Genomic DNA, 22,808 nt, shown 5'->3' with positions numbered 1-22,808 from the left:
GTGATCTATTTTATGTATAAAATTGCGCTTATCGTCTCTACTATTTCCGCTTTTAGCCCTCTTATTTTAAGCCATGCCCATGCAGAGACGCTGAATTATAATGTCGTCAATATCCAAGCCGAAGCTGAGCGTGAAATTTCCAATGATTTAATGCATGCCACCTTATATATTGAAAAGTCCAACAAGCAACCTGCGCCTTTAGCCACAGAGCTCAATCAGCGCATGAATCAAGCCTTGGCAACTGCCAAACATTACCCACAGGTCAAGCTCGAAACGGGCGCCCAAAGTACCTATCCAATTTATGATTCTGAAAATCGCAAGCTCAAGGAATGGCGTGGTCGTAGCGAAATACGTCTTGAAAGTGGTGATTTTAAAGCAGCAAGTCAATTGATTGCTGAGTTACAACAACATTTCCAAGTCAGTTCGATTAATTTTTCGGTGTCTGAACAAAAACGTAAAAAAGTTGAAAATGAGCTGATGTTAGAAGCCTCTAAAAACTTCCAACAACGTGCTGATACGATGAGCAAGGCATGGCATAAATCAGGCTATCAATTGGTGAGCTTAAATATCAACACCAATCACTATGGCTCGCCTATGCCTCGTATGGCGATGATGAAAGCTGCAAGTGATGCGGTGCCTGAACAAGCTGTGGCAGCGGGTGAATCAAAAATTAGCGTGACTGCCAATGGTTCAATTCAATTTAAATAAGGCATAAAAAATCCCGCTCGAAGGCGGGATTTTTTTCGTTTATTATAAGAATCACCCAAACCAATATATCTTTATCAATCCGCTATGTAGCTAGTCACATCTAGAAAATTCTTTATCTTTCTATATTAGTAAATAAGTCAAGTTGTAGATTTTCTTTAACATCTTTTAAGCATTTTTCTAAACTTAGTTGAATGTACTTTTTTTTCATCTCACTATAAGCAAATTGTTGAATATCATATTTTATTGCTTCTACGGATCGGCAAAGTTCATTAAACATATGAATTGAAATATTTAAATTACTCTCTTCTAGATTAAATACATGTATATATTGGATTTGTTCTGATTCTGTCTTTTTGCCACTCATCCGAACACTTAGTAAAAAGAATCCTTCCTTTGTTATTAGATAACTCGGGCATTCTTTTTTGCATGGATCTATACAAGTGCTGTGCAAAAAATTGTTTGCTCTAAATTTCTCATTAAATTTGAGATTTTTGATTGCTCGTCTAACTTCAGTCGATTTTTTATTAAAAACTTTAGCTAAAATTAAGTCTGTTGTAACAACTTGACCATTTTTGATAAAAGCTAATTGATTTGGCATGTGGATCTACTCCTTTATAGTGTTTCACATGCTTTCTAATTATCGTTAGTTTTATAGTTATGGAAATAGAACTCCTTTTTCTGTTCTAGTAGCGATTTTTATAATCATATTTAGAAAGTTTTTCTCTATTTAACGCGCTTAAACCTACAGTTTCTAATTCAATTTTTGGAAAATCATGTCCATTAGGGAATTTCCAACATTCAAATTTCAAGTTTAAATCCTTTGATTTACTATTCAAACAATTAATTAGACCAAAAAATAAGCTTGGGTTATCCTTTACATTAGTTAAAGAAAGAACACCATCCGCTATTAAAAGAGTTGAAGCCCACATAGGAGCAACCCATTTGTATCTATTCCATGCTCTTCCAACCTTTTCGGCATCTGTAACTTCTATTTTTACACCATGTTCAGAGATAGCTCTTTTAGAATAAATTTCGTAGGTTAAAAATTTAGCTTTATTAACGCTTGGTTGTTGTCCACCGCCTGCTTTCATTTCCAAAAGAGTAATATACATAGCACCTGCTAAACATCCCTCCTTAATATGTAGAAGTACTTCTGCATTATTTGCATTTCTCAAACCTAACTTCTCATCATAAAAATTTAATGCTTTACGTGCATAATCTATTGGCACACTTTCCAAGAATTCGTGATAATTTTTAATAATATATTGAGCAATAAAACAGTCTCTTTTATCGATGTCTTTTGGATTGGGGTAACACATGTAGCCATAAACTGTTGCCAATACATATAAGGTATCTTTAGGCATACAAGCAAAATCCATTTCCATACAATCTGCTCCTAGACTTAAGCTCTCTTAATTTTCTAAATTAATTTTATCTTTGAAAATTATTATGTATACAGCAAAATAAAAAACAGCCCCGAGAGGCTGTCTTTTTTACGCGAAAACTTAGTAAATCGCCATATGGTTACGATGAATCATTTCCAATGAGCGTGCTTCACCTAGCACTTGATAGACTTTATCAGAAGCTAAACCTTTGACAATTTCAGCCGAACGCGAACTAAAGTTAACACGTCCTACTGCAATACGATGACCGTCGCTATCAACACATTCCACCACATCACCGCGCTCAAAATGCCCTTCTACAGCTTTTACACCCACAGGCAATAAACTACGGTGATTGTCTTTAATGGCTTTCACTGCACCAGCATCCAACACTAAACGACCCGCAGTTTGTAAATGCGCGGCTAACCATTGCTGATGGGCCGTAATACGGTCGTTATCGGTAATAAATAAAGTCCCCAATAACTCACCTGCCATTAAACGTGATAACACTGCATCACTTTCACCGCTGGCAATTAACGTTGGACAGCCTGATTTAGCAGCCAAACGTGCAGCACGTACTTTGGTCAACATACCACCGCGACCAAATTTACCACCACCACCGGCCATATCAAACAAGCTTTCATCTAATGCACGTACCGTATGGAACAGCTTGGCATTTGGATTTGAGCGTGGATCTGAGTCAAACATCCCTTGTTGATCGGTTAATATAATTAACAAATCAGCATGGACTTGACCGGCAACCATAGCCGCTAACGTGTCATTATCACCAAAACGAATTTCATCAGTAGATACCGTGTCATTTTCATTAATGACCGGAATCACGCGCCAATCAATTAAGTGCTGCAACGCATCACATGAATTGAGATAACGACGACGATCAGCTAAGTCATCATGGGTCAGTAGCACTTGCGCGCTACGAATTTCATGTTGTTCAAGCACGCTTGACCACGTTTGAATTAAACCCATTTGACCAATGGCGGCACAAGCCTGAAGACTGGGTAAATCTGTGGGTCGGCTGTCGAGCTTCATACGTACCATACCTTCAGCCACAGCACCTGACGACACGAGAATAATCTCGTGTCCGGCATTGTGTAGCGCGGCGATTTGTCCTGCCCAATGCGAGATCGCATCAAGGTCTAAACCTTGCCCATTTGCTGTTAGTAAAGATGATCCGATTTTTACAACGATTCGTTTGCAATCCTTGAGCTGACGTTGCCCATCTACCACTTCTATCATCTTGTCCTCAGACTTGTTTTTTCACGATTAGCGTACGTAGTACACTTCTACTCCATCATCATCGCCATCTTCATCATCTTCGTCATCGCCCAAAATACCAGCAAGACGTTGTTGACGACGCATCTCACGATACGCTTCTTTCGCGGCAATGGTTTGTTCGCGTGTTTCAGCTTCAAGCTGATCACGGAAGGCTTTCATTTCGGCTGCATAATCTGCATCTTCAAGTTCACGTTCACGTTGTTCCTCGATTTGATCCATCAAGTAGTACACAACGTCCTTGGTGCCTTCAAAGGTTAAACCTGAAGTTTTAAAGACTGGACCTGTCCATTGCATTTCTGCAAGTAAATGGTCACACCATTCATCACGCGTATCGCTGTCCAATTGATCGACTTTATTGAGTACCAATACAATTGGTAATTTCGACAACGTTGGGGAGAATTTCTCAAGCTCAGTTAAAATTGCTTTCGCGTTGTAAGCAGGATCAGAACCATCAATGGGTTGTACGTCTACGATATGTAATAAAATACGCGTACGTGCCAAGTGTTTTAAGAAACGAATACCAAGGGCTGCACCATCTGATGCACCTTCGATTAGACCTGGAATATCGGCCATCACGAATGAACGATGGCTATCAGCATCCACTACACCAAGGTTAGGTACCATGGTGGTAAATGGATAATCTGCCACTTTTGGTTTTGCTGCAGATACCGCACGGATAAAGGTTGATTTACCCGCGTTTGGCATACCCAGTAAGCCTACATCCGCCAATACTTTTAATTCCAAACGAATTTCACGGAATTCGCCTTTAAAACCATGCGTACATTTACGTGGTGAACGGTTAGTCGATGATTTGAAGTGGGTGTTACCCAAACCACCGTCGCCGCCTTGCGCCACGATTACGCTTTGACCACTTTGAACTAAGTCGCCAATAATGTCACCAGATTCGGTATCGACAATGGTGGTACCTACTGGCACATAAAGAACTACAGATTCACCACCACGGCCAGCACAGTTTGCGCCACGACCATTTTTACCGCGCTCTGCACGGAATCTACGGGTATAACGATAATCTACGAGGGTGCTGGTGTTTTCGTCAGCTTGAATAATGACATTACCGCCACGACCACCATCACCACCATCTGGACCACCAAATGGTACGAATTTTTCACGGCGAAAACTGGCTACGCCATTGCCACCGTCGCCAGCCTCTACGGTAATGACTGCTTCATCAACAAAGCGCATACTGCCAATCCTCTAAAAACTTTAAAACCGCCTATTCTGCCATATTTTAAAAAATTTCTCGAATAGATTTAAGCCAGAATATAGGTATTTTGCATTTTGTTAATTTTTAAGCGCTTATAACAATCAATTCATTCATTTTATTTATTTGTTGTTGTTTGCTTGAGACTCTATAGTCGCACATAAATCTTGTTTAATTGTTTCTATGCCAAACACGTCTTCTTCTCCAACTCAACCGTTGTCATCACAATTTGTGTTAATCATGGCATTGGCTTGTGGTCTATGTGCAGGCTCGGCCTATTTTAATCAACCGCTAATTTACTCAATTGAAAAGAGTTTGGGCATTAGTACGAGTCAAGCAGGTTTTGCGGTCGTGGTCGCCCAAATCGGCTATATGTTCGGTTTAATGTTGCTGGTGCCTTTAGGTGATTTTTTTAATAAACGCAAATTGATCGTCAGTTTAATGGTGTTTGCTGCTGTGTCACAACTGCTCCTTTCGATGAGCAGCAATTTAACAGGTTTATACCTATTTACCTTATGTGCAACTTTTGGTGCCATTTCAGCACAGGTATTAATTCCTTTTGCATCAAGCATGAGTCCACCTGCATCAAGTGCAGCGACTGTCGGTAAACTGATGAGCGGCTTGGTAATGGGCATTATTTTGTCGCGTAGCTTTGCAGGCTTTGTTTCGACCTATTGGTCATGGCAAGCGGTGTATTTCAGTAGCGGCATTTTAACCTTATTATTTGCGGTATTGATGTGGCATAAATTACCCGATACCCAGCGTCAAGCAGGTTTAGCGATCAGTGATATTTATCGTTCTTTATTTAGTTTGGCTCAACAAAATCCGCATCTGATTCGTCGTGCCTGTGCAGGTGCTTTGGGCTTTGGTATTTTGTCGATGGTGTTCACTTCTATGACCTTTGTATTAGGGAGTGCACCATATGAATTTAGCGACTTTGAAATTGGCTTATTTGGCTTACTAGGTGTAATTGGTATCTATTCTTCAAGCTGGTCAGGTAAAAAAGTTGGACAAGGTCAAGAAAACTTAGTGGCAAAACTGTGTATTGGCTTAATGCTGTTTTCATGCATTCCGCTCTATTTTGCGCAACACAGTTTGATCATTTATGCACTTGGGGTCTTAATGAGTTATTTTGGTTTAACCGCTTTTCATGTGTTAAATCAAAACTTAGTCTATCGTATAGATGGTAAAGCACGCTCGCGTATTAATGCCGTTTATATGACCATTTATTTTAGTGGCGCAGCTTTAGGCTCATTAGGTGCGGTATATGCATGGCAACATTATCAATGGCTAGGCTGTGTGCTCTTAGGTTTAATGTTTAGTTTAGGTATTTTGGTCATTGACCGCTTTGATTTTAAACGTCTGCAAAAGACGTCATCTTTAAAATAAAAAAGCGCCCTTTAGGGCGCTTTTTTATTCGTGCTGTACAACTTATGCAGTTTGTTCAGCAGGAATTTTAGGGTAGCTTACGCCGCCCATTTGTTCAGCAATACGTAATACTTGGCAGCTATAACCTACTTCGTTATCGTACCAAACATAAGCGGTTAAACGGTTGCCAGAAGTGATTGTTGCTTGCGCATCAAATACACCAGCAGTGCGTGAACCGATAAAGTCAGATGATACAACTTCTGTAGAGTTGGTATAACCAATTTGACCTTGTAGGCTAGAATTGATTGAGATTTGGCGAATGTATTCATTCACTTCGTCACGATCAACTTCTTTGTCTAAAGTTAAGTTTAGAATCGCTAAAGATACGTTTGGTGTCGGAACACGTACCGAGTTACCTGTTAACTTACCTTTAAGCGCTGGAAGTGCTTTGGCAACTGCTTTCGCCGCGCCAGTTTCAGTGATGACCATGTTCAGTGTTGCAGCACGGCCACGACGGTCTGCTTTATGGTAGTTGTCGATTAAGTTTTGGTCGTTGGTGAACGAGTGAACTGTTTCAACGTGACCATTTAACACTTTGTATTTATCTTCTAATACTTTAAGTGTTGGTGTAATCGCGTTGGTTGTGCAGCTTGCAGCAGAGATGATTTTGTCTTCATCTAAGATGTCCGCTTGGTTCACACCAAATACCACGTTCTTCATGTCACCTTTACCAGGTGCAGTTAAGATCACACGTGCAGCGCCTGGGCATTCTAAGTGCTGAGCAAGACCTTCAGCATCACGCCATTTACCAGTGTTATCAATGATCAATGCATTGTTAATACCGTAAGCTGTGTAATCAACTTCAGATGGTTTACCTGCATAAATTACTTTGATGAATTGACCGTTGGCAATGATTGCTTCGTTTTCTTCATCTACAGAAATTGTACCTGCGAATGGACCATGGATTGAGTCACGGCGTAATAAAGACGCACGTTTTTCTAAATCGCCATCCGCAGTTTTACGTACTACAATTGCTTTTAGGTTTAAGCCACGGCCAAGACCAGATTGGCTGATCATTAGACGCGCTAGGATACGACCGATACGACCGAAACCGTAAAGGACAACGTCACGACCTTCTACAGAAGTAGGACGACCTTCAGCTGCTTTAACCGCATTGGCAACAAATGCATTTACGTCGCCGCCTTGAGCAGCAAATTCAACAGCAAGTTTACCTAGATCAATTTCAGCTGTACCGATGTTGTCTAACTTTGCCAATGCTTCAATGATTGGGAACGTGTTTACAACAGAAAGTTCAACGTCAAGTACGCGAGTACGACGGTGTGCTTTTAAGATCTGGATCACAGAACGGTTAACTAAAGAACGACCGAATACTGAAACCACGATGTTTTTTTCACGGTATAACTGACCGATTAACGCGATCATTTGTTCCGCAAGTTCTTCACGGTTTTTCCAGCGACCTTGGTGCTCTGCATGTAGGGCGATGATAGTCTCTTTGCTCACAGATACGTCCTCTAATTAATTGTATATCTAGGCATAAATTTTAAAACCCGACAATTGTAATGGAATTCTGCCAAAGTTTGAATCAAAAGCTGCCTCAAGCTCAGTCATTTTGCGCTATATTCACTATAAAATTGCAAAATAGTTGTAATTATTTTTATGATTTTGCTATCAAAAAGCAAAAAATCGTTATTTTTCAGTAAAATTTAAGCAGCCGCTCAAGTGCTGCTTAATCATTCAAAAGCTTAAAGCTGACTATTTTAGGGTTTTGTCCTCTAAGCGTGCATCTAAAGCTGCCATATTTTGCGCTAAAGCACGCTGCTTTTGTTGCTGTTTAATGACATGCAAACTGCCTTCAATCACCAATAAAATCACTGCCAACCAAATAGGCAGATAAGTGAGCCATTCATCGCTGCTAATCCGCTCACCAAGCATCATCGAGGCAAAAGCCAATAACACAGGTTCTAAGTAACTGAGTAAACCAAAAATCACAAAGGGTAAATAACGACTGGCGAGCATATAACTACCCAAGCCCAAACAGCTTAAGAAACCTAAACCAATCACCGCCCAAATTAAATGTGGGAAATTAGCAATCACGGCAAAGCTATCACTATGGAACGTGGCTAAGTAAATCGCCACTGGAATCACACAGGCTAAATCCCACCAAAAACCACCCAAATGATCGGTTTTAAACACACGGCGTAAGAAGAAATATAAAGGATAAGCCACCGCGACATAAGCGGTCTCCCATGCAATTTGTCCCATCCGCCAAATTTCATGCGACACTCCTAACACGGCTAAAGCGACTGCAACCATCTGCCAATAACTGAGTTTTTCTTTATATAAAACGCAGCCGACAAGTACCATCACCAAAGGCAATAAGAAATAACCCAAAGACACTTCTAAGCCGCGACCATTGATCGGCCCCCATAAAAACAACCACAATTGTGTGGTACATAAAAATGAGCTGATGATGAGCCATAGAATCAGTTGCGGTTTTTGTAGCAAGCGCTTAAAAATCTCTGCCACGCGGTTTAGGTCGCCACTCCACCACATAAACAAAGTTAAAAATGGCAAAGTCGATAACATGCGCCAAGCGAAGGTTTGTTCACTGTCCAGTGGTTTTAAAAATTCGGTGTAAAAATATAATACCCCAAAGGTAAACGATGCCAATACTGACAACATCACGCCCTTATACATCGTTTATGCTCCCCAAGACCTAACACATGATTATAGTCAAAGCCGCGCTATAAACCGATGTGTGTGTAGCAAAATCTTGGCTTTATTTGTTATTTCGCTTGGCTATAAATCAAATCATCTAACTCATAGCCTAAACGCTTGGCATAATTTAAATAATGCTGGGTAATATTGGGAGCTAAATGCGGTTCGCGTGCCAAGAGCCATAAATGTTGGCGTTTCGGTTCACCCACTAACACGGTTTGATAATCGTCATCTATTTTAAGTACCCAATAATCGCCGCGCCAAACAGGAATCCAACGTACAGCTTCGGGTAAATAACTGACTTTGAGTTTGGAATTAAATGGAGGATTGGCTATAAAACCTTCTGCCACTTGTTGATATTCACGTCCATGCCGATTAAGACAGTGTTGATCAATACTGACTTGGCCATTTTCATTTAAAGTATAAATACTACGTGCTGCATACTGACAGTGCTTTTGTGCCGCAAAGGGTTTACGTGCAATTTCATACCAAACCCCTAAATAACGATGAAGCTCCAATTCAGCAATGGCCTGTATAGGCTGTGCAGCGACACTGCTACTCCACAAGAGTAAAGCGCAGACGAGTTGTGCTGGTTGCATAGTTCAATATCCCTATTGCCCAATGCTTCTACCATAAACAAAAATAACGCCACTCGGCTGTGGCGTTATGTAAATAGTTATTGCAGCATTTGCGCTTTTAGACGCAGAATTTCATCCCTTAAACGTGCCGCTTGCTCAAATTGCAACTCTTTCGAGGCTTTGAGCATATCTTTTTCTAACTTCGCCATATGTTTGGCTAAGAGTTTTGGATTGGCAAGTAAATGCTGTTCATCTGCATTTAAAGCTTTGGCTTGTGCCGAGATATTTTCTTCAATTTGATCATCATCTAACACTTCACCAGTATCAATTTCTTTCATCACTTGGCGTTTGGCACTACGTGGGGTAATGCCATGCAACTCGTTAAATTCGATTTGTTTACGACGACGACGATCTGTTTCATCAATCGCGCGTTGCATAGAATCCGTCATCCGATCGGCATATAAAATCGCTTTACCTTTTAAGTTACGTGCCGCACGACCAATGGTTTGAATCAGGGAACGCTCAGAACGCAAGAAGCCTTCTTTGTCAGCATCTAAAATCGCCACCAAAGACACTTCCGGCATATCCAAACCTTCACGCAATAAGTTAATTCCGACCAACACGTCATACACACCGGTACGTAATTCATGGATAATTTTGACCCGTTCAACGGTATCAATATCGGAATGTAGATACGCCACTTTGACGCCATATTCTTTTAAATATGACGTGAGATCTTCTGCCATACGTTTGGTTAAGGTGGTCACCAATACCCGTTCATCCGAATCTTTACGTAAATTAATTTCCGACAATACATCATCAACTTGAGTCAGTACGGGACGAATCTCAATTTCAGGATCAACCAGTCCGGTTGGACGCACCACCTGCTCTGCCACTTGCTCAGATTTTTCTAGTTCATATTTCGCCGGTGTGGCACTCACATAAATAGTTTGCGGGGTAATGCGTTCCCATTCCTCAAATTTCATTGGGCGGTTATCTAAAGCACTCGGTAAACGGAAGCCATAATTGACCAAGTTTTCTTTACGCGAGCGGTCGCCTTTATACATCGCACCAATTTGCGGTACAGTGACATGCGACTCATCAATAATCAGCAAAGCATCATCCGGCACATAATCAAACAGCGTGGGCGGTGCTTCACCGGCAGGACGACCAGATAGATGTCGTGAATAGTTTTCGATGCCGTTGGTATAACCCAACTGTTGCATCATTTCGATGTCATAACGGGTGCGTTGTTCAATACGTTGTGCTTCTAATAATTTGTCTTCGGCACGGAAAAACGCTAAGCGTTCTTTAAGCTCAGTTTTAATGGTACCAATGGCACGTTCTAAATGATTACGCGGCGTGACATAATGGCTCTTTGGGTAAATCGTCACACGCGGTACTTTCTTCACCATTTTACCGGTCAGTGGATCAAACCAACGAATCGAATCCACTTCATCGTCAAACAGTTCAATACGAATGGCGTATTGATCCGATTCGGCAGGGAAAATATCAATAATCTCACCGCGCAGACGATAAGTAGCGCGCAAAAACTCTAATTCATTACGGGTATATTGCATCTCGACCAAACGACGAATAATGTCATCACGATGCATGTGGTCGCCTTGTACAATATGCAATAGCATACTCATATAGGCTTCGGGGTCACCAAAACCATAAATCGCCGATACAGATGCCACGATAATCGCATCACGGCGTTCTAATAAAGCACGAGTCGCCGACAACCGCATTTGATCAATATGGTCATTAATCGCAGCGTCTTTTTCAATAAAGGTATCTGAAGACGGTACATAGGCCTCTGGCTGATAATAGTCATAATAAGACACAAAATATTCCACGGCGTTGTGCGGGAAAAATGCCTTAAATTCGCCATAAAGCTGCGCGGCTAAAGTTTTGTTATGCGCCATAATAATGGTCGGACGCTGGGTTTGCGCAATGACATTGGCCATCGTATAGGTCTTGCCCGACCCCGTCACCCCAAGTAACAACTGATCATGCATGCCCTGTTGCACGCCTTGAACCAGTTTGGCAATCGCTTGCGGCTGATCACCCGCAGGTTGATAATCGGTAACGAGTTGAAACGGCTGACGCTCATGCATAAGACAAGAAAACTGTAATAAAGATGAATGGCTATTGTATGCGTCTAGACGCGCAATACTCAATGCCAACAATGTATCTAAAGCAGTCAGCAACACGCCTAACAGCAGCTGTTCATCTCACAAAAGTGATGCTACGCTATCGCTTGAAAAGTCTGAAAAAATTACTTGATAAATTTAGTTGCAGTTGAATCTACCGATTGTGAAGCAGTTTTTTTATTCTGCGCTTGACCCCCTCCCTATTCACGGGCAACATAAAGTTAAACATGACGCAAAAAGCAGCATTATGACTTACCAATATCACGATGAAAGCATTGTTAAAACCTTACCCAAAGATACGGTATTTGTGTTTGGCAGCAACTTGGCTGGCAAACATTACGGCGGTGCCGCAGCGATTGCGGTAGAACATTTTGGTGCGTTACTGGGTGTCGGGCGCGGTTGGTCTGGGCAAAGCTTTGCTATTCCCACCATGAATGAGCATTTACAACAAATGCCCTTGTCACAAATTCAACACTATGTTGATGACTTTAAGATTTACACCAAAAACCATCCTAAAAATAAATATTTTTTAACCGCGATTGGCTGTGGGATTGCAGGTTACACCGTTGAAGAAATTGCCCCCATGTTTAAAGGTATTTCGCGTAATGTGATTTTTCCACAATCGTTTCGTCCTTTTGTCGAAAAAGCATTACCTAAACTCACACAGCAGTTTTTACAAACCATTTTCCGTGACGGGATTATTTTCTCCGACAATAGTGATCATGTCATTGAAGTATTGGCACTGTCTGAAAATGAAAAAAGCTTGGCGCGGATTATTTTAAATACCCAAATGTATCCAACCGACAGTAATGGACGTGATCGCGTATTTGAAATTGCTGATATTTTACACAACCTCAATACTAAGGTCTTTGACTTTGACGCTAAAACCGAAGGCCCAATGCTATTTGGTGGCGTCATCTTGGCTTTACTTGAACTTTATGGCATCAATGAGCAAGATTTTGCTGATGTCTGGCATGCACGCCGAGAGATTGCTCCACCTAAACCTGTACATAAAGCAAAACGTTGATATACGACGTTTTGTTTCGTTTTTTAACCCTTGTTTTATTATAAAAATTCTTAAAATAAAATTCATCACCTTGGAACCTTCATGGAACGCTTTGATTCAGTGATTTTTGCGCTGGCGCCAATCCCGATGTGGCTAGAAGATTTTAGCCCCGTCTTGGCACGACTAGATCAACTGCGTGCACAAGGCGTCACAGATCTTGCGCGTTATTTAACTGCCCATCCGCATGAAGTATTAAATTGTGCTCGCGCAGTTAAAGTTTTAGATGTGAATCCAAAAACTCTACAGCTTTTATCTGCCCAAAATGTCGATGACATTCAAAACAATTTAACCCAAATTTTTCGTGAAGATATCATTCCTTGGCATACTGCCCAATTGTTGGCAATTTGGCAGCGCAAACTTGAATTTATTGGCGACACCATCAACTATACCTTGCGTGGCGAATGCTTAAATTTACAAGTACGCGGTTTTGTCTTACCTGAACATCAGCATGATTTTTCTAAAGTGGTAATCACCACAGAAGATATCAGCGAATATAAAAACATGCTGCGTTTAGAAGCAAAAAATCGTGAACTGGCAGAAACGTTATTTCAAAGTTCACCTGCAGCTTTATTATTGTATGACTTAAATGCGATTCGCCAATGCTTAGAACAACTCGATCTAGAACATGTTTCTAGCGCAGAATGTTATGCTCAAATCAGTGCGTGTTTGGATCGGTTAGATTTAATTAAAGCGAACCAAGCCGCTCTAGATTTAATGCAAGTAACAGATATCGACCATCTTAAACACAATTTAGATGCTATTTTTTGGCAAGATGCCTTAAAACAGTTTTTTTGCCAATCTTTGGCAGCACTTTGGCACAGTTCCCAACAACAACAAGGAGAAAGTCACTTTATTCGCTTAGATGGCAGCACTTGCCATGTGTATATGCAATTTAATATTTTTCCAAGCGAGCCTAAATGGCAATTATTACAAATTGCGCTGACGGACATTAGCGCACAAAAACAGGCGGAATATATTTTGGAACATTTAAGTCAACATGACAGCTTAACCGGTGTTTATAATCGTGGGCATTATATGCAAGAAATTCAGCGCCTTGAGCAACAAGCACCGAAACATTTATCTTGTATTTATTTAGATTTAAACCACTTAAAACCTATTAATGATCAATATGGACATGCCATTGGTGATCAACTTTTACAACGTGTCGGTCAATTATTACAGCGGTTTATTGCGGGCTATCCGTACTTTGCGGCCCGTTTAGGCGGTGATGAGTTTATGATCTTAATGCCTGAGGTCAATCAAGCTCAATTGGCCCAGCACTTAGCCCAACTCACACAGCTATTACAGCATGAGCAACAACACCATGAACATGCTTTAAATGTGTCTTTAGGTGCAGCAACCCAGTATCCAGATGAAAGTATTCATAGCATGTTACAACGTGCAGATCAGAATATGTATTTACATAAACAGCAGTATTATCAACAAAATCCAAGCTATGAACGACGCAAGAATGGTTAAAAAAAGCGCTCCACGAGCGCTTTTTTTAACGTTTACCCATCGAACGACGTGTCCCGCGAGGTGGCATCCAAGTACGATCGGCATATTGTTCAGGTTTAGGGCGCACATCATTATGTGCTTTGTCTAATTTGGCTTTTTCTTCCGCAGTTTGTGTCGGAAACGGGAGATTTACCAACAGCTTTGGTACAGCAGCTCGCTTAGTCATGACAATGGCTCATATCAAATTAGGCGTTATTTTAAGGTTTTTTTGGATTTGATGCGAGTAACTTAAACTTTTTCAAAAAAAAACCTTGATATATCGAATTAAATTTCATTTTTTTGCTTTTTTTTCAGCACGAGTAATTTTTTTGGGCTAAGATAGTATGCTTTTTATTTTTTAATCCCTATAAGAAGGAATACTGCCGTGGACGTACGTCTCTCTGATCGTGTAAATAGCATCAAACCGTCCCCTACTCTTGCTGTGACCAATAAAGCAGCAGAATTAAAAGCTGCGGGTAAAAATGTCATTGGTTTGGGCGCTGGCGAACCTGATTTCGACACACCACAACACATCAAAGATGCAGCAATTGCAGCAATCAACAATGGTTTTACAAAATATACAGCTGTAGACGGTACGCCAGGTCTTAAAAAAGCAATTATTGCCAAATTAAAACGTGACAACAACTTAGAATACGCTGCAAACCAAATTTTAGTGTCTTGCGGTGGTAAACAATCTTTCTTTAACTTAGCGTTAGCTTTGTTAAATAAAGGTGACGAGGTGATTATCCCTGCACCGTACTGGGTGAGCTACCCTGACATGGTGATCATCGCTGAAGGTACGCCTGTTATCGTAAAATGCGGTGAAGAACAGCGTTTTAAAATCACCCCTGCACAGTTAGAAGCGGCAATCACTGACAAAACACGTTTAGTGGTACTCAACAGCCCATCTAACCCGACAGGTATGATCTATACCAAAGAAGAACTTGTTGCTTTAGCTGACGTACTGCGTAAATACCCTGAAGTATTTGTTGCTTCAGATGACATGTACGAACCAATTCGTTGGGATGACGAATTCTACAACATCGCAACGGTTGCACCTGACCTTTACGACCGCGTAATTGTGTTAAACGGTGTGTCTAAAGCGTATGCAATGACTGGCTGGCGTATTGGCTATGCAGCGGGTCCTGCGAAACTGATTGGTGCGATGAAAAAAATCCAATCACAATCAACTTCAAACCCAACTTCAATTTCGCAAGTTGCGGCTGAAGCTGCATTAAACGGTCCTCAAGACGTTCTTGAGCCAATGATTGAAGCGTTCAAACGTCGTCACGACTTAGTGGTTAATGGTTTAAATGCCATCAATGGTATTTCTTGCCTACCTGCTGACGGTGCATTCTATGCATACGCAAACATCCGTCCGTTAATTCGTGCAAAAGGTTTAAAATCTTGCACAGAATTCTCTGAATGGTTACTAGAAGAAACTGGCGTTGCCGTTGTTCCTGGTGATGCATTTGGTTTAGGCGGTTTCATGCGTATCTCTTATGCAACTGCTGACGAAGTACTTGTTGACGCGCTTGCACGTATCAAAAAAGCGGCTGACTCAATCGAAGGCGTAGATGCTGCGATTGCTTCAATTGCTGCTGAAAAATAATTTGATGATTTAATCAAATGAAAAAGCCCGCGTTAGTCGCGGGTTTTTTTATACTCAAGTTTAAAAAAACCAAATTAATTGCTTATTTTCCAACTGATTTTTTAAAAAATAAATACTTAAGTTTACCAAGCCTACATATTTTGCAACGTAATTTCGCTGTTCAGCTCAGCCTCTTCAGCCTAAGATAGCCCCATCTTTCCCATAACGAGCCTCTTATGCGTTATCAGGTTATTGACGTTTATCACAAACATGATCTTAAACACTATATTGCCAAGTGTATAAAACCGCATTCACCGCAATTTATTATTGTGCAAAGTCCACGAATTTTATGCCTCGATTTAGACATCTTAGACGTAAGCGACGATATCCAACATGCCTCTTCTGCGATGGGTGAACAGATTGGTATGAAAGTGTTAAGTCAATTCGACAGCTTTGATAAAACCTATATGTCACGTCATTAATACTTGACCAAAGTGGCTGATATTCATTAAGTTAAAACAACAATAAAAAATTGAGAATAAGCATGAATATCAAACAAATGACTGGGCTTGAAATGCTCACTGCAATGTGCTTAGGCAAATTACCACGCGCGAGCATTAGTCAGACCATTCCTATGCAACTGTTTGCAGTCACAGAAGGTGTAGTACGTTTTAAAGTCAAAGCAGATGAGCGACATTTAAATCCTTTAGGCGGTGTGCATGGTGGCTTTGCCGCAACTGTGCTTGATTCAGCCACAGGCTGCGCAGTGCATACGATGTTAGATGCAGGTGTGGGTTATGGCACGATTGATCTGAATGTCAAAATGTGCCGCCCTATTCCACAAAATACCGAACTGCTTGCCACAGGCACCGTACTCAATATGAGTAAAAACTTAGGTATTTCTGAGGCCAAAATCGTCGATCAAGACGGTAAAATGTATGCCTATGCCACCGCCACCTGCATGCTGATTCATCCTTAAGTCACATTGGCTAAAAAATCCTGAATCGTCTTTAACACATAATCGGGTTGTTCTTTATGTGGTACATGATGACAACCCTCAAGGATTTTCACCGTGGCGAATGTGCCGATATGAGCAGCAAAACATTCAGGATGTGCAAGCGAACCATATTCATCATACTCACCATGTAAAATTAAGCTAGGTGCTTGAACCTTTTGCGCTTGCTCATCTAAATGCCAAGCACTAAAGCCTGCACTTAACCATGTATTGACCCATGCATCTAATACCCATTGGGCTTTATCAGCATGATATTTCGCTAAACGTGCCAACTGTTGCGGATCTTTAAACGACTCTGCCGCAACTTGAATAGCGTGTTTGGTTTTATCTTCATTAAAAGCTTGGGCAGCTTCGGTAATTAACGCGACACATTGCTGTGGATAAGTTGCCGCACAGGCGACTGCCATGCCACCACCTACACTATGTCCAAATACCACAAACTCATCTATATCAAAGGCCTGTAACACTGCTTGAAAGGCATGTGTTGCTTCCGTCACCACAAAGTCTAATGCTAAGGACTTGGGATGCACGCTCGATTGACCAAAACCCAAACGATCATAAGCAATTACGCTACGCTGGGTCACTTGCGCCAGTTGGGCTGGAAAATCCCGCCAAAGTGCCACACAGCCTAATGAATCATGGATTAAAATAATTGGAGCTTTTAAGCTGCCTTCAACTTGCCAACATTTACTGTACAGTTGACCCTGTTGGGTTTGAATATATTGTTCATGACTGATGGGGGTCATCGTTGCTTGGCTCTTGTTATTCTTGAGCAAATACCATAATGGAGCCATGCTGGCTTGTAAAGCGTGCAGAAACCATGCGTCACGCAGCTTGCGGTGCGCTTAAACTCTTATAAATACTGTAATACTGAACTGCGCTTTCGACTTCTACTTTAACGGCTTGATTTTGGCTGACTGACCACGCCCAAGCTTCATACTTTCCGGTTAAAATATTGCCATGAATATCGTATACATATAAATCTTGCTGCTGGGGCAAATGGCGTTTTAATACGGGATCGGCATCAAAAATTTGTGCAGCAGGCTGAATCACCCACTTATTACCCAACCACAACTGTAACAACTCACCTAAACACAATTCAGCACGATTAAATGGCCATAGGTCAAGACTGGCCTGTTGCACAGGCGTGGCATATTGCGCTGGCGTATTTAAAATATTGAGATATTCAGCTTGATAAAAAGCAAATTGAGAGAAAATTTCTGAAATGGTAAGCGTCTGCATGCGCTGTCTCCGATTTAGCCATTTTAGTGCTGGCAAGTTGGTTTAAATCCACACTGTTTAGGTTAAACCTAAACGCTGTTGTTGTTTTTAGACTAACAAGCAGCTTCACTTTTGACAAGTAGTCATACCCGAAAAATATGATATTTTTCAATATTGTTTAAATACTAGACATTTACATGATTTTTCTTAGATTTATCTTGACCACTTTAAAAATCTCTCTATAATCGCATTCAGATTCTCCAATAGCTCAGTCGGTAGAGCGACGGACTGTTAATCCGCAGGTCCCTGGTTCGAGCCCAGGTTGGAGAGCCAAATACCAAAAAGCCCAAGCATTTAAGACTTGGGCTTTTTTTATGCCTAATCTTTTAAGCAATCTGCTTGGCGTAAAGACAATACGACTTTTTCAGCTTGCTCAATTTTATAGTGTTCAACCGCAATACGCCGTTGCTGCTGTTGATTATATTGACACATACTGCCAATACGACCCTCAGTATAATTGCCCCAATGCATTGAACAATAATTTAGTCATAACAGCATCGTTATTGCCAAAGCTGTGAGGACTAATATCTTGGTCAACCAAAGAAGATATGCCTATTCTTATCTCCAAAGCATAAAAAAACCTGCCGCAGCAGGTTGAGATGTTAGTCAGTCACATTAAATGCCAACGTATATTTATAACGCTTAAGCTGATTACCTTTTTGAGTCAAAGGTTGTTGATAATCAATGGTGAGTAAATATTGCCCTGCTTGCTCTAGATTAAAATGTAGCTCACCTTTGGTATTAGATTTCACGGTTTTGAGCACTTTTTGCTCACGGCTAAAATCTGTGGTTTGCGCCAAAATATGCGCTCCAACATTGGCCACGCCTTTTTTATTATCTAAGACATTAAATTGCACCGCTTGGCCCGCTTTAAGCGCATTTGGATGACTGATAAATTGCACATCAAAACCGTCATGAAGATGATGAATCACATGGTTAGACGTTGCTCGACGTGATACAAAAGTTTCAATGATTTCTAAGCTTTGAACAGTTTTGACTTGACTATTTTTCTTTAAATTTTCTGCATAAAACACTTTATCATTGGCTTTGGCAGGATCAAACTTAGCTGCAATGAGTGGCTTCCATGTTTTGCCATCCAAAGCAAAACGACTGGTCAAACCTTGCTTTTCACCGCGAATACGGTAAGTGCCATCGATTTTATTTTCTAGGCTAAAACTGCTCACGGTTTGGGTTTGGCTAAAGGCATCATCTTGTAAATAAACTTTTTTGCCTTCAGGATTATGGTAATGAAATTTAAAGTTTTTAATAGCAACTTCTGAGGCAAATGGGTTGTCATAGAAACCTGCAATGACTGCCGTGTGATTATTAAAAGTTTGATAGCTTAAAGGTGCAACAAAAGGATAATGTGCATGGCTATAAGTAGCGGCTAGTGTCGCCATCACAACTAGAGAACGTGTGAAAATTTTCATAAAGTTTAAACTAAAATATCATGTGCACATTATGCTACGTGGCTGGCTTTAATTTTGCAAATAATTATTATTCTCAAATCTATGCATTAAAAAATCCCTCACGAGGAGGGATTGTATTTAAGCTGCTTGTACTGGTACACCACTATGGAAACGGAAGGTATCATCCGGACTTAAAATCAGATTTTTTTCTACTTCACGAATATGCTCAATGCGGTCTTGAATGGTTTCTTGCGGATTTTTCAGCTGGTAGTTTTTCGCCACATCCACTGCAAGGGTCAAATAATCTTCGTAATGACGTGATTCAGATTTCAGTAAGTAACGGTAGTAACGTCCTAACTCTTCATCTACGCACGGTGCCAACGCATAAAAACGCTCACATGAACGCGCTTCTACAAAAGCACCAATCACCAAAATATCAATTAAGGCTTCTGGCTCGTAAGTACGTACTTCTTTACGTAAACCACCGGCATAACGTCCTGCGCTTAAAGAAATCCAGGCCTGACCGCGCTTTTTCATCAGTTCCAATACTTGCTCATAGTGCAACATTTCTTCACGGACTAATTGTGCTAAACGCACCTGTAAGTCCGAGAAGAAGTTATAGCGGAACATGAGGTTCATGGCGGTACTCGCCGCTTTTTTCTCACAGTTGGCATGATCTTGCATTAAAATATCAAGATGATTCACTGCTTCATCAAGCCAAGCTTTCGGGGTTTCACAACCTAAGAAGCCAATGACTGGCTTCATCAGATCATCATAATCAATGTTTGACATAACAACTCTTAACGTGCTGCTTTAATCGCAGCTTTCATTTGCTGTACAGCTTGCGCCAACCCTATAAACACTGCATCCGCAATAATAGAATGACCAATGTTTAATTCGTGGATTTGTGGAATGGCTGCAATTGGGGTCACGTTATCTAAGTTTAAACCATGACCTGCATTCACTACCAAACCTTTGGCTGCAGCGTATTCTGCACCTTTGATAATGCGCTCAAGCTCAGCTTGCTGTGCCTCAGCACTCTCTGCATCAGCATAAGCACCTGTATGGATTTCAATGGTTTGTGCACCACACGCCACAGCAGCATCAATTTGCGCGAAATCTGCATCAATAAATAATGACACATCACAGCCCAAAGCCACCAATTCTTGCGTGGCTTTTTTTACGTCGTCAAAATGACCAACCACGTCTAAACCACCTTCTGTGGTCACTTCTTGACGCTTTTCTGGCACAAAGCACACATGCTGTGGCAAGATTTGTTTGGCAAATGCTACCATTTCATCGGTAACCGCCATTTCAAGGTTCATATGGGTTTTAAGTAACGGGCGCATACGACGTACATCATCATCTTGAATATGACGACGATCTTCGCGTAAATGCAAGGTAATGCCTTCAGCGCCTGCTTGCTCACACATCAATGCAGCATTGACTGGATCTGGATAAGTCGTGCCACGCGCTTGGCGTAATGTTGCGACATGGTCAATGTTAACACCCAATAATGCAGCCATAATCTGTTCCTATTTATTCTGCGTTTGCGTATTTTGAATCCATAGTTGGCGACTCTTTAGCGGTCGGTCACCAAGTAAGGCACTCAAGATTTGCCGATATAATTTCGACACCAATTGTAACTGCTGTGCACTAAAATCCCTACCTTTTTCATATTGGGTTAGCTGCAACAAGTCTTGTCCTAAAAAACTATTTTGCACCGAATGTGTGGCTAAAAAGCCGTCATTGAGCTGAAATATATAATGCTGCGTAGCAATAAGTGCTTGACCATTGCTATCCACACTAAAATCAATGGCATAGCCCAATTCTTCTAATAAGATATGCTCAAATTGACGTAAAATTTGTTTTAAATAATGTTGAGTATCGCTTTGATCAGGCAAATTTTGCAAGGCATTTAGAGTTAAACCATACTGCAAAAAGGTGCTCGGCATCACTTCTTCTAGTGGACAGAGTCTTAAAATTAATTCGTTTAGATAAAATCCTGCAAAAAAGGCATCACCAAAGAAGAAAATCGGCTGCTGCATCATTTCAATTTGAGAGAAATTTTTAAGTTCAGACTTACCTGAGGCATGTAGAGCAATGGGTTGATATTGCGGTGGCGGAGTGTGTCGTAATACCCCATCGATACGTCCGTATTCTTGGGTAAATAAATGCACAATATGACTGCGTTCACGGTATTTACGGTGATGAATTAAATAACCATGCAGAGGCTGATTGCGCATAAATGCTTAATCCCGCTGCTTATTTTTTTTATTATCTTCATCGTCATCATCCCCATCTGGGATAACAGCACCCACCACGGCCGCTGTGCCTTTGACAACGCCCTTGGTGGTTTTATACGCTACTTTCACGGGCACAGTGACCACTTTATGAATACAGCCTTGTAATAATCCCACAGACAATACAATTGCAATTATTCGTAACATCACTCTGCCTCGTTTAAGATTTAGATATCGCTATAGCCCAAGCTCTTTAAAGCACGCTCGTCATCTGACCAACCGCCTTTGACTTTTACCCAAAGCGTAAGCATGATTTTTTGTTCGAACATTTTTTCCATGTCGACACGCGCATCCATACCAATCTTTTTCAGCTTCGAACCTTTTTCACCAATCACAATGGCTTTTTGCCCTGGACGGTCAACAAAGATGGTCGCATCAATATAAGTACATGGTGCTTTCATACGACCAGTTTTTTCATTTAAAGTGGCTTCTTCGGTTTTAAATGATTCGATCTGTACGGTTAAATCGTATGGCAGTTCTTCACCCAATTGACGCATGATCTTTTCACGAATGATTTCAGACGCTAAGAAACGCTCTGAACGATCGGTTAATTGATCAAGTGAATATAAAGGCGGTTGGAACGGTAAATAGTTGGCAATCGTGTCACGTAAATGATCAAGATTGGCACCACGTAATACCGACACAGGCACGATTTCCGCAAAATTCATCAATTTTGCGCGTTCTTGAATCAGTGGCAAAGCATGGTTTTTGTTTTCTAGTGTATCAATTTTATTGATCACTAAAATCACAGGCATATCTGCATTTTTAAGTTTTTCCAAAACCAATTCATCGTTTTGAGTCCACTTATCTGCATCTAAGACAAATAACACTAAGTTCACGTCACGTAGCGCAGAGTGCGCAGCACGGTTCATCATTTTATTGATGGCACGCACTTCTTTTTTGTGCATCCCTGGGGTATCCACAAATACGGCTTGCGATTTTTCGCGTGAATCAATCCCCACAATCTTATGACGTGTGGTTTGTGGTTTACGTGAAGTAATCGACAGTTTTTGACCCAAAATATGGTTCATCAGCGTAGATTTACCTACGTTTGGACGACCCACAATAGCAACAAAACCACTGCGATAGTCAGAAGGAATGTCGGTACCTTGCTCGCTAAAAAATTGACTAATTAAGTCGTTCGAGCTGTCTTGCGACTCGTGATCAGCATCAATGTGATCGGAAGAATGTGTCATG

General features: G+C 41.0%; 25 protein-coding genes and 1 tRNA gene. 8 read left to right on the top strand and 18 right to left on the bottom strand.

What is annotated here, in order from left to right; genetic code table 11:
- The first annotated feature begins 12 nt into the window (after positions 1-12).
- Positions 13-708 carry an SIMPL domain-containing protein gene (locus CYK47_RS01905; protein ID WP_122898377.1) on the top strand — a complete coding sequence of 232 codons (696 nt, stop codon included), beginning with the start codon at positions 13-15 and terminating at the stop codon, positions 706-708.
- Between the two features lie 112 nt (positions 709-820).
- On the opposite strand, the gene CYK47_RS01900 is transcribed toward CYK47_RS01905, so the two are convergent.
- The 4 genes from CYK47_RS01900 to cgtA all read right to left on the bottom strand — a co-directional run bounded on the left by CYK47_RS01900 (position 821) and on the right by cgtA (position 4,589).
- Positions 821-1,306: a Rha family transcriptional regulator gene (locus CYK47_RS01900; RefSeq protein ID WP_122898375.1), complete on the bottom strand. Its 486-nt coding sequence runs from the start codon at positions 1,304-1,306 to the stop codon at positions 821-823.
- 85 nt (positions 1,307-1,391) lie between these two features.
- Entirely contained in the window at positions 1,392-2,093 is a 702-nt protein-coding gene (locus CYK47_RS01895; protein ID WP_122898373.1) for a hypothetical protein, read from the bottom strand.
- A 120-nt stretch (positions 2,094-2,213) separates the two neighbouring features.
- Positions 2,214-3,347: a glutamate 5-kinase gene (proB, locus tag CYK47_RS01890; protein WP_122898371.1), complete on the bottom strand. Its 1,134-nt coding sequence runs from the start codon at positions 3,345-3,347 to the stop codon at positions 2,214-2,216.
- 27 nt (positions 3,348-3,374) lie between these two features.
- On the bottom strand, positions 3,375-4,589 hold the full coding sequence (gene cgtA, locus CYK47_RS01885) for an Obg family GTPase CgtA (protein WP_122898369.1): 1,215 nt from the start codon (positions 4,587-4,589) through the stop codon (positions 3,375-3,377).
- A gap of 202 nt (positions 4,590-4,791) precedes the next feature.
- Between cgtA and CYK47_RS01880 the strand changes: the two genes are divergently transcribed.
- Positions 4,792-5,997: an MFS transporter gene (locus CYK47_RS01880; RefSeq protein WP_122898367.1), complete on the top strand. Its 1,206-nt coding sequence runs from the start codon at positions 4,792-4,794 to the stop codon at positions 5,995-5,997.
- Between the two features lie 42 nt (positions 5,998-6,039).
- On the opposite strand, the gene CYK47_RS01875 is transcribed toward CYK47_RS01880, so the two are convergent.
- The 4 genes from CYK47_RS01875 to uvrB all read right to left on the bottom strand — a co-directional run bounded on the left by CYK47_RS01875 (position 6,040) and on the right by uvrB (position 11,413).
- Positions 6,040-7,497 carry a glyceraldehyde-3-phosphate dehydrogenase gene (locus CYK47_RS01875; RefSeq protein ID WP_122898365.1) on the bottom strand — a complete coding sequence of 486 codons (1,458 nt, stop codon included), beginning with the start codon at positions 7,495-7,497 and terminating at the stop codon, positions 6,040-6,042.
- 252 nt (positions 7,498-7,749) lie between these two features.
- Positions 7,750-8,694, bottom strand: a complete 945-nt coding sequence (rarD, locus tag CYK47_RS01870) for an EamA family transporter RarD (protein ID WP_122898363.1) — start codon at positions 8,692-8,694, stop codon at positions 7,750-7,752.
- Between the two features lie 89 nt (positions 8,695-8,783).
- The gene (locus CYK47_RS01865; protein ID WP_122898361.1) at positions 8,784-9,314 is read right to left on the bottom strand and encodes a lipocalin family protein; all 531 of its coding nucleotides are present in this window, start codon (positions 9,312-9,314) and stop codon (positions 8,784-8,786) included.
- A gap of 77 nt (positions 9,315-9,391) precedes the next feature.
- A complete protein-coding gene (gene uvrB, locus CYK47_RS01860) occupies positions 9,392-11,413 on the bottom strand; it encodes an excinuclease ABC subunit UvrB (RefSeq protein ID WP_122898463.1) in 2,022 nt (673 codons plus the stop codon).
- Positions 11,414-11,696: 283 nt separating this feature from the next.
- Here uvrB and CYK47_RS01855 point away from each other — a divergent pair, with 283 nt between their 5' ends.
- Together CYK47_RS01855 and CYK47_RS01850 are read left to right on the top strand one after the other, a co-directional pair.
- Positions 11,697-12,476 carry an A1S_2505 family phage non-structural protein gene (locus CYK47_RS01855; protein ID WP_122898359.1) on the top strand — a complete coding sequence of 260 codons (780 nt, stop codon included), beginning with the start codon at positions 11,697-11,699 and terminating at the stop codon, positions 12,474-12,476.
- Positions 12,477-12,557: 81 nt separating this feature from the next.
- Complete coding sequence (locus tag CYK47_RS01850) at positions 12,558-13,994, top strand: sensor domain-containing diguanylate cyclase (RefSeq protein ID WP_122898357.1); 1,437 nt, start codon at positions 12,558-12,560, stop codon at positions 13,992-13,994.
- Between the two features lie 25 nt (positions 13,995-14,019).
- Here CYK47_RS01850 and CYK47_RS01845 read toward each other — a convergent pair whose 3' ends face one another.
- Complete coding sequence (locus CYK47_RS01845) at positions 14,020-14,199, bottom strand: hypothetical protein (protein ID WP_122898355.1); 180 nt, start codon at positions 14,197-14,199, stop codon at positions 14,020-14,022.
- Between the two features lie 198 nt (positions 14,200-14,397).
- Here CYK47_RS01845 and CYK47_RS01840 point away from each other — a divergent pair, with 198 nt between their 5' ends.
- From CYK47_RS01840 to CYK47_RS01830, 3 genes are all read left to right on the top strand, one after another.
- Complete coding sequence (locus CYK47_RS01840; protein ID WP_122898353.1) at positions 14,398-15,624, top strand: pyridoxal phosphate-dependent aminotransferase; 1,227 nt, start codon at positions 14,398-14,400, stop codon at positions 15,622-15,624.
- 215 nt (positions 15,625-15,839) lie between these two features.
- Complete coding sequence (locus CYK47_RS01835; protein WP_122898351.1) at positions 15,840-16,085, top strand: hypothetical protein; 246 nt, start codon at positions 15,840-15,842, stop codon at positions 16,083-16,085.
- Positions 16,086-16,147: 62 nt separating this feature from the next.
- Positions 16,148-16,582: a PaaI family thioesterase gene (locus tag CYK47_RS01830; RefSeq protein ID WP_122898349.1), complete on the top strand. Its 435-nt coding sequence runs from the start codon at positions 16,148-16,150 to the stop codon at positions 16,580-16,582.
- Here CYK47_RS01830 and CYK47_RS01825 read toward each other — a convergent pair.
- Both CYK47_RS01825 and CYK47_RS01820 read right to left on the bottom strand, forming a co-directional pair.
- Positions 16,579-17,412, bottom strand: coding sequence for an alpha/beta fold hydrolase (locus CYK47_RS01825; RefSeq protein ID WP_252150237.1), 834 nt, complete (start codon positions 17,410-17,412; stop codon positions 16,579-16,581). The genes CYK47_RS01830 and CYK47_RS01825 overlap by 4 nt on opposite strands.
- Positions 17,413-17,443: 31 nt before the next feature.
- A complete protein-coding gene (locus CYK47_RS01820) occupies positions 17,444-17,860 on the bottom strand; it encodes a hypothetical protein (protein WP_122898345.1) in 417 nt (138 codons plus the stop codon).
- 236 nt (positions 17,861-18,096) lie between these two features.
- Between CYK47_RS01820 and CYK47_RS01815 the strand changes: the two genes are divergently transcribed.
- Positions 18,097-18,172, top strand: a tRNA-Asn gene (locus tag CYK47_RS01815).
- 45 nt (positions 18,173-18,217) lie between these two features.
- On the opposite strand, the gene CYK47_RS15410 is transcribed toward CYK47_RS01815, so the two are convergent.
- From CYK47_RS15410 to era, 7 genes are all read right to left on the bottom strand, one after another.
- Positions 18,218-18,370 (bottom strand): hypothetical protein, encoded by a 153-nt coding sequence (locus tag CYK47_RS15410; protein ID WP_164709130.1) that lies wholly within the window; start codon positions 18,368-18,370, stop codon positions 18,218-18,220.
- Between the two features lie 131 nt (positions 18,371-18,501).
- Positions 18,502-19,329 (bottom strand): DUF4198 domain-containing protein, encoded by an 828-nt coding sequence (locus CYK47_RS01810; protein WP_122898343.1) that lies wholly within the window; start codon positions 19,327-19,329, stop codon positions 18,502-18,504.
- Positions 19,330-19,446: 117 nt separating this feature from the next.
- Positions 19,447-20,100, bottom strand: a complete 654-nt coding sequence (locus CYK47_RS01805; RefSeq protein WP_122898342.1) for a MiaE family protein — start codon at positions 20,098-20,100, stop codon at positions 19,447-19,449.
- 8 nt (positions 20,101-20,108) lie between these two features.
- Entirely contained in the window at positions 20,109-20,834 is a 726-nt protein-coding gene (gene pdxJ / locus CYK47_RS01800; protein WP_122898340.1) for a pyridoxine 5'-phosphate synthase, read from the bottom strand.
- 9 nt (positions 20,835-20,843) lie between these two features.
- Positions 20,844-21,554: a DNA repair protein RecO gene (gene recO / locus CYK47_RS01795; protein WP_122898338.1), complete on the bottom strand. Its 711-nt coding sequence runs from the start codon at positions 21,552-21,554 to the stop codon at positions 20,844-20,846.
- Positions 21,555-21,560: 6 nt separating this feature from the next.
- Positions 21,561-21,758, bottom strand: a complete 198-nt coding sequence (locus tag CYK47_RS01790; protein ID WP_122898336.1) for an NF038104 family lipoprotein — start codon at positions 21,756-21,758, stop codon at positions 21,561-21,563.
- Positions 21,759-21,778: 20 nt separating this feature from the next.
- The gene (gene era, locus CYK47_RS01785; protein ID WP_122898334.1) at positions 21,779-22,807 is read right to left on the bottom strand and encodes a GTPase Era; all 1,029 of its coding nucleotides are present in this window, start codon (positions 22,805-22,807) and stop codon (positions 21,779-21,781) included.
- Between the last annotated feature and the right edge of the window lies 1 nt (position 22,808).

The organism is Acinetobacter sp. B51(2017) (genome assembly GCF_003711395.1).
Classification (GTDB): domain Bacteria; phylum Pseudomonadota; class Gammaproteobacteria; order Pseudomonadales; family Moraxellaceae; genus Acinetobacter.
This window is presented reverse-complemented; position numbering and strand designations above follow the sequence as displayed.

Coding starts and splice junctions, on each gene's coding strand:
- CYK47_RS15410 (WP_164709130.1), bottom strand. CDS start 18,370: ATGCATTGGGGCAATTATACTGAGGGTCGTATTGGCAGTATGTGTCAA.
- proB (WP_122898371.1), bottom strand. CDS start 3,347: ATGATAGAAGTGGTAGATGGGCAACGTCAGCTCAAGGATTGCAAACGA.
- CYK47_RS01820 (WP_122898345.1), bottom strand. CDS start 17,860: ATGCAGACGCTTACCATTTCAGAAATTTTCTCTCAATTTGCTTTTTAT.
- era (WP_122898334.1), bottom strand. CDS start 22,807: ATGACACATTCTTCCGATCACATTGATGCTGATCACGAGTCGCAAGAC.
- CYK47_RS01900 (WP_122898375.1), bottom strand. CDS start 1,306: ATGCCAAATCAATTAGCTTTTATCAAAAATGGTCAAGTTGTTACAACA.
- CYK47_RS01825 (WP_252150237.1), bottom strand. CDS start 17,412: ATGGCTCCATTATGGTATTTGCTCAAGAATAACAAGAGCCAAGCAACG.
- rarD (WP_122898363.1), bottom strand. CDS start 8,694: ATGTATAAGGGCGTGATGTTGTCAGTATTGGCATCGTTTACCTTTGGG.
- CYK47_RS01805 (WP_122898342.1), bottom strand. CDS start 20,100: ATGTCAAACATTGATTATGATGATCTGATGAAGCCAGTCATTGGCTTC.
- CYK47_RS01905 (WP_122898377.1), top strand. CDS start 13: ATGTATAAAATTGCGCTTATCGTCTCTACTATTTCCGCTTTTAGCCCT.
- uvrB (WP_122898463.1), bottom strand. CDS start 11,413: ATGCATGAGCGTCAGCCGTTTCAACTCGTTACCGATTATCAACCTGCG.
- cgtA (WP_122898369.1), bottom strand. CDS start 4,589: ATGCGCTTTGTTGATGAAGCAGTCATTACCGTAGAGGCTGGCGACGGT.
- CYK47_RS01810 (WP_122898343.1), bottom strand. CDS start 19,329: ATGAAAATTTTCACACGTTCTCTAGTTGTGATGGCGACACTAGCCGCT.
- CYK47_RS01850 (WP_122898357.1), top strand. CDS start 12,558: ATGGAACGCTTTGATTCAGTGATTTTTGCGCTGGCGCCAATCCCGATG.
- CYK47_RS01865 (WP_122898361.1), bottom strand. CDS start 9,314: ATGCAACCAGCACAACTCGTCTGCGCTTTACTCTTGTGGAGTAGCAGT.
- CYK47_RS01830 (WP_122898349.1), top strand. CDS start 16,148: ATGAATATCAAACAAATGACTGGGCTTGAAATGCTCACTGCAATGTGC.
- CYK47_RS01845 (WP_122898355.1), bottom strand. CDS start 14,199: ATGACTAAGCGAGCTGCTGTACCAAAGCTGTTGGTAAATCTCCCGTTT.
- CYK47_RS01835 (WP_122898351.1), top strand. CDS start 15,840: ATGCGTTATCAGGTTATTGACGTTTATCACAAACATGATCTTAAACAC.
- CYK47_RS01855 (WP_122898359.1), top strand. CDS start 11,697: ATGACTTACCAATATCACGATGAAAGCATTGTTAAAACCTTACCCAAA.
- recO (WP_122898338.1), bottom strand. CDS start 21,554: ATGCGCAATCAGCCTCTGCATGGTTATTTAATTCATCACCGTAAATAC.
- CYK47_RS01790 (WP_122898336.1), bottom strand. CDS start 21,758: ATGTTACGAATAATTGCAATTGTATTGTCTGTGGGATTATTACAAGGC.
- CYK47_RS01880 (WP_122898367.1), top strand. CDS start 4,792: ATGCCAAACACGTCTTCTTCTCCAACTCAACCGTTGTCATCACAATTT.
- pdxJ (WP_122898340.1), bottom strand. CDS start 20,834: ATGGCTGCATTATTGGGTGTTAACATTGACCATGTCGCAACATTACGC.
- CYK47_RS01895 (WP_122898373.1), bottom strand. CDS start 2,093: ATGGAAATGGATTTTGCTTGTATGCCTAAAGATACCTTATATGTATTG.